The following is an 11,268-nucleotide window of genomic DNA, read 5'->3' as shown; positions in this document are numbered from 1 at the left end:
CAGTTCGGGCGTGCCGGAATAGTGGATCTCGCTGCCGCGGAATTCCGGAATGCCGCAATTGCCCTTGACGATCACGGTGGCTTCCGGCTTCGCGTCGGTCATGTCGAGCAGCGAGGCCAGGATGTCGGCTGCGCCGACGCCGCAATTGGCGCCCACCCCAAGCGGAGCCTGCGACAGTCCATCCGCAACGCCGTGGATATCCTTGGGCAACAGCCCCATCATGGTGCGGCCGGCCGTATCGAAGGAACCGGTATAGGTGTAGGGCAGGCCGACGCGGATCGCGGCTTCGGCCGCGGCGCGGATCTCATCCGGCGCCGACATGGTCTCGATCCATGCGACTTCGGCTCCGCCGGCCTTCAAGCCCTCGATCTGCTCGGCAAAGGCATCGACCGCTTCCTCATAGGACATAGCGCCGAGCGGCACCAAAAGCTCGCCGGTCGGGCCGACGGAGCCGGCAACGATCACCTTGCGGCCTGCCTTGTCGGACACCGAACGGGCAATTTCGGCGGCGCGCTTGTTCAAGTCATGCACGCGGTCCTGAGCGTGATGCAGCTTCAGCCGATGACGGGTGCCGCCGAACGAATTGGTCAGGATGATGTCGGCGCCGGCATCGACGAAATTCTGATGCAGCGCGGCGATGGTGTCGGGCGCCGTCTCGTTGAGCAGCTCGGGGGCTTCGCCGGCCTCAAGTCCCATCGCGAATAAATTGGTGCCGGTGGCGCCGTCGGCCAGCAGCACGCCTTTTTCGGCAAGCAATGCGTCGATTGGATTGGTGGCGGTCATGGCTCTGGCTTTCGTGTCCTGAATTCAAATAACGATATAAAGAAGTCTTTATATCTAGTCAACGAATATGAGGCCCGCTCTTGCGTGAGTTTCCTAAAACGACGGTCGGCCAGCTTGGTCGCCGCATGCCAGCATTGCGATAGCGGCCGCGTTCAGACAAAGCCTGAGGTGAAGGAGATGCCGGCCAGTTTCTGCGTGAAGCTCGCAGCCTCATGCGCGTTGACATCGGCGGCTCGGATCAGATTGTCGAAGTGGCTGGTCAGGGTACGGACCGGCTGGGTGGCGTTCAACACCAGATACATATCGCCGACATAGATTGCGGCGCGGTACGGCCCGAAGATCGTATAAGGGATCGAATAGCGCATGCGGCCGTCATAGAGGAACAGGCGGAAGGTCGGGTAAAGGTCGTCGAGGAGCGTTGCCATGTGCAGCAATTGCCGGCGGCGCTCGGCTTCCGGGAACCGGTCCCAGACGCCGAGCCCGCGTGCGAAAATCTCCAGCGTATGGCGCGGCATGCAGACCTCCATGTCGGTCTCGGGCCGCCTGTTGTAGTCGATGCGGTATTGCGTTTCGCCGGCCTGCGCCTCGCGGCTCTTGTTGGTAATGCCGGCCTCGTATTCGACAAGGGCCTCGGTGCGCAGGAGGTCCGGAATGCCCGCCGGCACGTAGCGGATCTTGGTGCCGACCGCCTCGGCGTGCCATTTGGCAAGTAGCGTGCGGTCAAAGCCGTCCGGCGCCTCCTCGATCTCGAGGCTTTCGCGAATCTCGCCGGTGACGCCTTCGTCCTGGCTAAGGCCCAGCAGCCAGTCGAGCGATACCTTGAACTCGGCGGCAATGTTGAGAAGCGTCTCGGCGCGGGGCAGGCGCGTCGAGGCGCCCGACAGGAGTTGCGACAGCGCCGAACGATCGATGCCGACGGCGCTCGCGAAGGCCGACTGGTTCAAGTCCGAGCGTGTCAAGAGCAATTTCAGGCGCTCTCGGAAGACCGTCGACAGATCACGCTTGTCCATCACGCCGCTCCTTTCCAGTGGAGGAAAAATTTGCGCCCAGGCCTGCTGGTTAGGTGCTCAGGCGCAAATGAATCCCCAAATCTGTTTACAATATATAACATCTGCAGCTAAAAATGCGCATTCGCAACAGATTGTTCACTTTGTCGCGTTGCGACAACGACAGGCTCCTGACACAATGCTGTCAGGAATCAAAGTGGTTCCGGCGACTGGAAGGCAGTGGTCGATAGCATGACTGGCATACGCAAGAGACATAGCAGCACACCGGCCGTGGAATGGCCGACAGTATTCCTCACACTGTTCTGTTATGGCGCCTGGCTTGCCACCGGCTTCCTGCTTTGGCCTTCCTATCCGCTGCTGGCCCTTGTCGCCTTGGCCTTGATACTGGCCCTGCAATCCTCGCTGATGCACGAAGTGCTGCATGGCCATCCGACCCGCAACGCCAACATCAACGAGGCCTTCGTCATCCTGCCGATCGGGCTGGTCTGGCCGTTCCGCCGTTTCAAGGCGATCCATCTTCGCCACCACGCCGACGAGCGGCTGACCGACCCGCTCGACGATCCGGAAAGCTACTACCAGGCGCTCTGGATGCATGCGGAAATGCCGCCAGCGATGAAGGTCCTGCTCAAGATCAACAACACAATGGTCGGCCGCTTCGTTCTCGGACCTTGGCTGTCGTCGATCGGCTTCTTCCTCGAAGACGCCAGACAGATGGCCGCCGGCGACAAGGCGATCCGCAAAGCCTGGCTGCTGCATGCGGTCGGACTTGCAGTGGTCGTGCCGATCGTGACCTTCGGCTTCGGCATCCCGCTCTGGCTCTACATACTTGGGCCGGTGTGGCTCGGCCAGTCCCTGATTTCGGTGCGCACCTATGCCGAGCATCAGTGGTCGGAACACCCGGAGGGCCGCACGATCATCGTCGAGCGGTCGCCGCTCTCCTTCCTGTTCCTCAACAACAACCTGCATTTCGTGCACCACAAGAGCCCGACCGTCGCCTGGTACAGACTGCCGAAGATGTTTCGCGATCGCCGCGAAGAATGGCTGCGGATGAACAACGGCTACGTCTATCCGAATTATTTCGCGCTGATCAAATCATTTGCCTTCAAGGCCAAGGAGCCGGTGGTGCATCCGGTGCTGCGCCGCGCGCCCGAACCCGGCCGTGCCTTCAAGCCGCGCATCAGAGCGCGTAATGTGAGTGGACTTGGCACGGCTCCGGTGCCGGCTGAGCCGCCGAAAGAGTAATTTCGAACTTTCGCGACTGCTTTATCGCCGCGGAATTCAGGCGCCGATGACCGCCTGTTTTGAAAGCTGTTCGTCATGAGCAAGTTGATTGCGGCTCTGCCGATGTATGACTGGCCGGAAGTTCGCGGCGAGATCGACGCGCAATGGGCGCAGCTCCGCGACGCTTTTCGACGGAGGGGTATCGACGCGCCGGAAAGAATGACGCGCAGCAATCGCGACCTGCCGCCGGTGTCCGGCGGCATCCAAGACGGCGCCGGGACGCTGATAGCGCCCGACCCCGCGACATTGCCCCCGGACGAGTTCGATTTTCACCAGCTCTGGCTGAGCCCGGCGCTGCTTTTCGGACAGACCTGCTGGGGGCCGATGGAGCTCGGCCTGGCCAGGCATGTGCAGGTGGTCGCTCAGCCAAGCTATGACGCCTTCGAGGGCGGGCAGGGCGAGCTCTATTCCAGCGCGCTGGTGATGCCGGCTGATGGCGGGACGTCGGTTGGCTCGCCCGAGGATGGCAAGGCCGTCATCCCGCTCGATCTCATCCGCGGCAAGCGCTTCATCTTCAACAATCCGGATTCGATGTCCGGGCTGCTCGGGCTGACGCGCGACCTGGAGGCGATCGGCGAAAGTCTGGGCGTCTTCGCCTCGTGCGGCGAAAGCGGCGGCCACCGGTCGTCGATCGTCGCCATCGCCGAGGGCAGGGCCGATATCGCCGCCATCGACTGCCAGAGCTGGGCATTGGCGCAGCGATTCGAGCCGGCGGCGCGGCGCGTGAAAGTGGTCGGCTGGACGACCAGGCGGAAGGGATTGCCGTTTATCTCGGCCAGGGCCACATCGGCGGACGTCGTTGCGTCCATGCGCGAGGCCATTGCCGAGCTTGGCTTGGACGGGTCAGTTGCCAAGCAGCTTTTCGTCGAGCGGGTAGGCTGAGAGTTTTTCGTTGCCGGTCTGGGTGATGAGGATCTGCTCCTCGATCTTGACGGCCTCGCGGCCGCCGAGCCTGCCGATATAGCTTTCCACGCACAGCACCATGCCGGGTTCCAGGACGCCATCCGGCGTGTCGTCCGTCCAGTCGCTGGCATGCGGCAGGGTCGGATATTCGTCCGCCAGACCGACGCCGTGGTAGAGCACGCCGTAGCGCGCCGGGAAGCAGTCTCCCGGCGGCACGGCGGAGCGTTCGACGAGATCGCGGAAGGAAATGCCCGGCCGCATCAATACCGTGTTGTGGGCGATCTGGTCGGCGGCGATGCGGAACAGGTCATGCTGCTCGTCGGACGGCCGGCCATCGCCGCAGAGCCAGGTGCGCGAGAGGTCGGCGCAGAATCCATAGGGACCGATGAGGTCGGTGTCGAAGGCGACGAGATCGCCGTCCTCGACGATGCGCGACGAGCATTCCTGGAACCAGGGGTTGGTGCGCGGCCCGGACGACAGAAGCCGGGTCTCGATCCATTCGCCCCCGCGCGCGATGTTGCCGCGATGCAGTTCCGCCCAGAGCTCGTTCTCGGAAATGCCAGGCTTCAGCGCCCCTTCCATCTCGCCCATCGCCGCCTCGCAGGCGACAATGGCGCGGCGCATGGCGAGGATCTCGTCGGGCGACTTTATGAGGCGCGCATTCTCCATCACCGCCTCGCCATTGCCGACCGTGATGCCGCGGCGGGCAAGCTCTTCGACGCCTTCCGGATTGATGTGGTCGACGGCGATCCGCCGATTGCCGCCGCCGTGCTCGGCAAGGAGCTCGGCGATGCCGGCCGCCCAGCGGCGGACCTTCTTGTCGGTCAGCTCGCCGCTATAAAGATACATCCACGACACCGCCGGTCCCACCTCGTCGACGACGCCGGCGTGATCCGACAAATGCTCGCAGGAGAAATAGTCGAACAGCACCACAGGGCCTTCTGTGGCGACGAAACAGTGGCGGGTCGGGTTGTGCGCGACCCAGAGCTGCATGTTGGTCGAATCCGTCGCGTAGCGGATGTTGACCGGATCGTAGAGCAGGGCGCCGGCATAGTCGCGGCGCCTGAGTTCGGCGCGGATGCGCTCGAGCCGATAGCTTCGCATGGCAGGCAGGTCTGGAGCGGCGATGCCTGCCGCCGCCCATTCGGCTTCGGCTACCGCGCCATAGCCCAGAGCGTGCTGGTTGAGCGCGGCAGCCTTCTCGCGGGAGGCGGCGCGCAGCGCCTCGACGGAGCCGGGTTCGAACGGCATGATCTTGCGGTGGCGGCCGAAACGTTGTGTGTCCATGCGGTCCCCCTGGCTGTCTATTGCGGCGTCATCTTGTGCAGCCTGGTGATCGTGACCTGGCGCGGGGCGTTCCCCAACTGCGGCACCGCGATGCGCCGATGGACGGTGTCCATCACATAGCCGGCCTCGGTGATCCTCTTGAAGATGACGGAAGCCGGCTCCTCGTCATCCGCGAGCACAAGCACCGCGGGCTCGCGGATCGATTTGGCGAAATCGGGTATCTCGTCGTCGAGCACGATGAGATCGGGATCGACGAGGCGGAGATTGCCGATCCAGAACCAGCTTGAGACCACAGTGCCGACCGGTCCGTCGGCTGTCAGCTGACGATGGAGCGAAGCGTAGTCCATGCGCACGATGCTGCCGCGGTTGTCGCCGCCGTGGACCTGCATGTACCAGCTTACCGGAAGCACCAGGATGGCCATCACGGCGCCGACGAAGACGATTGTAGCCTGCGTCTTCCTGCCCCTTTCCCCCATCGCGTCCAGCCGCATGGCAATGGCGACCGGCAACAGCACGAATACGGGCAGTATCCAGCGATCGCGAAACTGTGTGATGCCTCCCGCCAGCACCACCACGAGCGTGATCAGCAAGGCGAAGCCTATCGCTCGCCAGACCAGCGTCTCTGGCCACGGTGCGGCCTCGGGCGGTGGTGCGGATTGCTTGCGCGCCAGGAAAAACGCGACAGCAAAGATCGTGGCCGGCAGCCCGGCGAAATTGAGTATCGCATTGCCCAAGCCGCGGATGCCGCGAGACAGGGTCTTTGCCGCGCTGCCCCCCTCGGCGACGCCCAGGCCACCGCTGTGCGCCAGCAGGTCTCCCAGATGCGTGAGGCTCCAGTAGAATGTGGGCAGGCAGGCGAGGATCGCCACAACCACACTGATCAGGAAACGGCGATCGAAGATCGCCTCACGTGTTTCGCGGACGGACAGCGCCGCAAGGAACAGCGCAGCGAGAAAGATCACCTCATTGTATTTCGACAGCATTGCGGCGGCGGTCGCCAAGCCAAGCAGCACATACGCGGTAGTCGAGCGCCGTTTCTGCAACTCGGCGACTGCCAGGAGCAGCAGCGATGAAAAGCAAAAAACCGCGACCGAGTGGGTGAGGGCATGCTGCATCTCCCATACGATCTGTGGAAACAGCAGCAGGCCGAACATGGCGGCGGTCGCCGCGCGGGCTGAGTAGCCCAGGCGGCGCACTGTGGCGAAGGACGCGACCAATCCACCGGCCAGCAGCGTGTATTTGACGATCTTGAGCGCGAGAATGCTGGTTCCAACCAGCGAGGCCGTGAGGATGCCGAACCAGGTGTATAAAGGCGGCTGCGAGCCGCCATAGCCGGCCGCGAGGAAGCGCATCGCCATCAACTGTTCGGCGTCGTCGACGCCGACGCCGGTGCCCACGAAATGGGACGAGAGCGGCATAACCACGATCTGGACCAGGCAATAGGCAAGTGCAAACGCGATTGCGGCACTGAAAGGGCCGACCCGTTCATCGCAGAGCCAGTCGGTCCATTTCTCCAGCTGCCGCAAGGGTCGTCTTCTCATCTGATGCGTTGGTGGCCGGTTGCTATATAGCCGGCCACCAACACGATCCGAAAGCGGTACATTGCGGCTTCCTGGAATCAGGTGCGCATCTTCTCGCCGCTCGGGTCGAAGGGCGGTTCGACGTTGATGCGGGCCGGGCGGCGGTGGCCGAGGATCTCGATCTCGAACAGGCCGGCGCTCTCGTCCTCGGCAAGGGCCGCCGGCACATAGCCCTGCGCCATCGACTTTTGCACGTAGTGCGCATAGCCGCCCGAGGTCACCCAGCCGACAACGCGCCACTCGCCATCGACGATGCCGCGCACGGCCGAAGCGCCTTCGGCGGCTTCGGAGCCGCGCACTTCCTTGCCCGTCTCGTCGAAGCGCGGCGCGCCGTAGCCATGCGGTTTCTCCACCGTGCCATAATCCTTGCTGACCTTGGCCCAGATCGGCTCGTCGCCCATCACGTCGGCGTCCGCAGCATCGACGATGAAGGAGACGCGGCGCAGCTTCGGCCCTTGCGCCTGCTCCCTGGCAGCCGCCTCGCGGCCAATGAAGTCGTTCTTCTCCAGCCTGATGAAGCGGTCCATCGAGCCTTCGAACGGCCCGTAGATCGGACGCAACTCGCGGAACCAGGTTGGGAAGTTCTTTTCGAGACGCATCGACAGCAGCGCGCGCATGCCGAAATCGACGAGGCCGAATTCCTCGCCTGCTTCCTTGATCGCCTTGTAGACGAGGCGCTGATAGGCGGGGGCCATCCAGATCTCGTAGCCGAGGTCGCCGGTATAGGTGATGCGGTTGACCATGCAGGGCGCGCCGCCGACCGCCATCTCGCGGAAGTCCATGAAGCGGAAAGCCTTGGTCGAGACGTCGACGTCCACGAGTTTCTGCAGCAAATCCCGCGCGCTCGGTCCGGCGATGGACAGGCCGACCAGCGTCTGGTCGAAGCGGTGGATGCGCACAGAACCATCCTTGGGCAGGTGCTTCTCGAACCAGCGCATATGGTATTTCTGCGCGGCCGAAGAGCCCCAGATCATGAAACGGTCCTCACCGGTCTTGGCGATGGTGAAGTCGCCGATCAGCCTGCCGAACTCGTTGACCATCGGGGTGAGCACAATGCGGCCGGTCTTCGGCATCCGGTTGGTCATCAGCCGGTTGAGGAAATCCTCGGCGCCCGGCCCGGAAACTTCGTACTTGGCAAAGTTGGCGATCTCGGTGACGCCGACCCGTTCGCGCGTCGCGCGAACTTCCTCGCCGATCGGGCCGAAATCGTTGGAGCGGTGGAAGGAGACGATGTCCTTTGGCTCGGTGCCCTTTGGCGCGAACCAGAGCGGGGTTTCCAGTCCCCACGAGTCGCCCATGACCGCATTGTTGGCGAGCATCGTGTCGTAGAGCGGCGTCGTCTGCGCCGGCCGGGCGGCCGGCAGTTCCTCGTTCGGGAAGCGGATCGAGAAGCGCCGCGAATAATTCTCGCGCACCTTGGCGTTGGTGTAGCGCAGCGTCGCCCATTCGCCGAAGCGGGCGACATCCATGCCCCAGACGTCGAAGCCCGGATCGCCGTGCACCATCCAGTTGGACAGCGCCAGGCCGACGCCGCCGCCCTGGCTGAAGCCGGCCATGACGGCGCAGGCACACCAGAAGTTGGTCAGGCCCTGGACTGGGCCGACCAGCGGGTTGCCGTCGAGCGCGAAGGTGAAGGGGCCGTTGATGATCTGTTTGATGCCGGCCTTCTCGATGCCGGGGAAATGCTTGAAGCCGATCTCCAGCGACGGCGCGATGCGGTCGATGTCGGGTGGCAGGAGTTCATGACCGAAATCCCAGGGCGTGTTGACCGGCGACCATGGCTTGCAGGCTTTTTCATAGGTGCCGAGCAGGATGCCGTTGCGCTCCTGGCGGGTGTAAATCTCGCCCTTGAAGTCGAGCACGCCGATCATCTCGCGGCCGGTCGATCTGTTGAATTCCTCGACCTCCGGCATCGGCTCGGTGAGCAGGTACATGTGCTCCATCGCCAGCACCGGCAGCTCGACGCCGACCATGCGGCCGATCTCGCGCGCCCACAGCCCGCCGCAATTGACGACATGCTCGGCTTTCACCGTGCCTTGCTCGGTGACGACGTTCCAGGTGCCGTCGGCTTCCTGCGTCAGCTCGACGACGCGGTTGCGCAGCACGATCTCAGCGCCGAGTTTTCGCGCGGCCTTGGCGTAGGCGTGGGTCGTGCCGGAGGGGTCGAGATGGCCTTCGACGGGATCCCACATGGCGCCGACGAAATTCTTCTCGTCCATCAGCGGGAACATCGCCTTGGCTTCGGACGGCGTGATCAGCTCGGTATCCATGCCGAGATAGCGGCCCTTGGCGTGGGCGAGCCGCAGGAAATCCATGCGCTCGGGGGTATCGGCCATCATCACGCCGCCGGTCAGATGCAGCGAGCAGGACTGGCCGGAAAGCTCCTCGATCTCCTTGTAGAGCTGGACGGTATAAGCCTGCAGCTTGGCGACGTTCGGGTCGCCGTTCAGGGTGTGGAAGCCGCCCGCCGCGTGCCAGGACGAGCCGGAGGTCAGCTCCGAGCGCTCGATCAGCATGATGTCGGTCCAGCCGGCCTTGGCGAGGTGGTAGAGCACCGAGCAGCCGACGACACCGCCGCCGATGACAACCGCTTTAACATGGGATTTCATGAAGATAGGTCCGTTTTTGCAGAGACTGAATCGAGTGAGCGGGGCGTGAAAGATCAAAAATCGGTCGGCGCGCCGCCTTCGGCGCGGCGCTTCTCGACGAAGTCGTTGAGCTCCTCGCGGATGGCCGGGTCCATATACGGCTCTTCGTAGGCTGCGAGGCGCTCCTTCCATACCTTGTTGGTGCGTTCCAGCGCCGTCGGCGAACCCGCCTCGGTCCAGGTCTCGAAATTGCGCCAGTCGGAGACGATCGGCGAGTAGAAGGCTGTCTTGTAGCGCTCCTGCGTGTGCTGGGTGCCGAAGAAATGGCCGCCCGGGCCGACCGACTGGATGGCGTCGAAGCCGAGCGCGTCTTCGGAGAGATCGAGCGGGGTGAGAAATTCGGCCACCATCTGCAGGAGGTCGATGTCGAGGATGGTCTTTTCGTAGGAGCAGCGCAGGCCGCCTTCCAGCCAGCCGGCGCCGTGCATCATCAGATTGCCGCCGCCCTGGATGGCGCCCCACAGCGAAAAGACGCTTTCATAGGCGGCCTGCGCGTCGACCGTGTTGGCGGCGCAGGTGTTTGAGGTGCGGTAGGGGATATTGTAACGGCGGGCGAGCTGGCCGCCGGCGAGCTGCGCCTTCATGTATTCGGGCGTGCCGAAGGCCGGTGCGCCCGACTTCATGTCGACATTGGAGGTGAAGCCGCCATAGCCGACCGGCGCGCCCTTCTTCACCATCTGGGCAAAGGCGATGCCGGAGAGCGCCTCGGCATTCTGCTGCACCAGCGCGCCGGCGATGGTGACGGGCGCCATGGCGCCGGAGAGCGTGAACGGCGTGACGATCACCGCCTGGCCCATGCTGGCCATTTGGATGATGCCTTCCATCATCGGCACGTCGAGCTTGAGCGGCGAATTGGTGTTGATGATGGTGAAGACCGACGGCTCCTCCATCAGCTGCTCGCGGCTGACGCCGCGCGCGATGCGGGCGATCTCGATGCCGTCGACATTGCGTTCCTTGCCGAGCGAATAGATGTGGAAGACCTTGTCGGTCAGCGTGGCGAGGTCGCGGATGCATTCGAGATGCCGGACCGAGGGATGGATGTCGATCGGCTCGACCGGATAGCCGCCGGTGCACTGCAGGATGTTGTGCATCTGCGCCAGGCGCAGGAAATTGCGGTAGTCGACCTGGTTGCCGGGGCGGCGGCCGCGGTCGAGGTCGGAGCAGTTCGGCGCCGAGGCCATCATCGACAGGATGACGTTGTTGCCGCCGAAGTGCAGATTGTGCGCCGGGTTGCGGGCGTGCAGCGTGAACTCCGGCGGACAGTACGCGATGAGCTCGAGGATCATGTCGCTGTCGAAGCGAACGCGCTCGCTGCCTTCGCGAACGTCGGCGCCATGCGCCTTCATGATGCGGCGGGCTTCGTCATGCAGCACGTCGACGCCGATCTCCTTCAAAACGCGCAGCGAGGCGAGGTGGATCGATTCCAGTTCGTCGTCGGACACCAGCCTGGTGGGCACCAGCGGGTTCTTAAGCTGCCGGAACGGCGGCTGCTCGAAGGCTGCCGATCCGCCGGCGCGTTTGCCAGCACGGCCGCCGCGGCGGGCGCGATCTGTTGCCAATGCCGGTTCGGCGGGATGAAGGGCGGCAGTCATGAGAGGCCTCGTGGGGATGCGAAAGTGGTCGGCATAATGGACCGGCGGCAATGCTGCCGGTAAGGAGGCGGCGACCACTAGGGCGAGGGAAGCGACGTGACGGAAGGGCAGATTGGCCCGCCGAATTGCCGCCGCCAAAGCATTCCCTGCCGGCGTCCCTGACAAGGATTGGCTGGAACATGCGCCA

The 11,268-nt window shown here is 63.9% G+C and carries 8 protein-coding genes; 2 read left to right on the top strand and 6 right to left on the bottom strand.

Features of this window, described 5'->3' with window-relative positions; all coding sequences use genetic code 11:
• Both bmt and EOA75_RS20500 read right to left on the bottom strand, forming a co-directional pair.
• On the bottom strand, positions 1–783 hold a 783-nt coding region (bmt, locus tag EOA75_RS20505; RefSeq protein WP_127325014.1), incomplete at its 3' end, for a betaine--homocysteine S-methyltransferase.
• 152 nt (positions 784–935) lie between these two features.
• A complete protein-coding gene (locus EOA75_RS20500; RefSeq protein WP_067329332.1) occupies positions 936–1,793 on the bottom strand; it encodes a helix-turn-helix transcriptional regulator in 858 nt (285 codons plus the stop codon).
• A gap of 228 nt (positions 1,794–2,021) precedes the next feature.
• Between EOA75_RS20500 and EOA75_RS20495 the strand changes: the two genes are divergently transcribed.
• Together EOA75_RS20495 and EOA75_RS20490 are read left to right on the top strand one after the other, a co-directional pair.
• A complete protein-coding gene (locus EOA75_RS20495) occupies positions 2,022–3,032 on the top strand; it encodes a fatty acid desaturase (RefSeq protein WP_067329335.1) in 1,011 nt (336 codons plus the stop codon).
• 75 nt (positions 3,033–3,107) lie between these two features.
• Entirely contained in the window at positions 3,108–3,953 is an 846-nt protein-coding gene (locus tag EOA75_RS20490) for a PhnD/SsuA/transferrin family substrate-binding protein (protein ID WP_127325013.1), read from the top strand.
• On the opposite strand, the gene EOA75_RS20485 is transcribed toward EOA75_RS20490, so the two are convergent.
• The 4 genes from EOA75_RS20485 to EOA75_RS20470 all read right to left on the bottom strand — a co-directional run bounded on the left by EOA75_RS20485 (position 3,915) and on the right by EOA75_RS20470 (position 11,081).
• Complete coding sequence (locus EOA75_RS20485; protein ID WP_127325012.1) at positions 3,915–5,261, bottom strand: Xaa-Pro peptidase family protein; 1,347 nt, start codon at positions 5,259–5,261, stop codon at positions 3,915–3,917. The two genes, EOA75_RS20490 and EOA75_RS20485, sit on opposite strands and share 39 nt — an antisense overlap.
• A gap of 17 nt (positions 5,262–5,278) precedes the next feature.
• On the bottom strand, positions 5,279–6,787 hold the full coding sequence (locus EOA75_RS20480; protein WP_164747467.1) for a glycosyltransferase family 39 protein: 1,509 nt from the start codon (positions 6,785–6,787) through the stop codon (positions 5,279–5,281).
• A gap of 92 nt (positions 6,788–6,879) precedes the next feature.
• A complete protein-coding gene (locus tag EOA75_RS20475) occupies positions 6,880–9,450 on the bottom strand; it encodes an FAD-dependent oxidoreductase (protein WP_127325010.1) in 2,571 nt (856 codons plus the stop codon).
• A 53-nt stretch (positions 9,451–9,503) separates the two neighbouring features.
• Positions 9,504–11,081 (bottom strand): trimethylamine methyltransferase family protein, encoded by a 1,578-nt coding sequence (locus EOA75_RS20470; protein ID WP_127325009.1) that lies wholly within the window; start codon positions 11,079–11,081, stop codon positions 9,504–9,506.
• Positions 11,082–11,268 lie beyond the last annotated feature (187 nt).

This window comes from Mesorhizobium sp. M1A.F.Ca.IN.022.07.1.1 (genome assembly GCF_003997575.1).
Classification (GTDB): Bacteria; Pseudomonadota; Alphaproteobacteria; order Rhizobiales; family Rhizobiaceae; genus Mesorhizobium.
The sequence above is the reverse complement of the archived record's forward strand: the minus strand, read 5'-3'. Positions and strand labels throughout refer to the sequence as shown.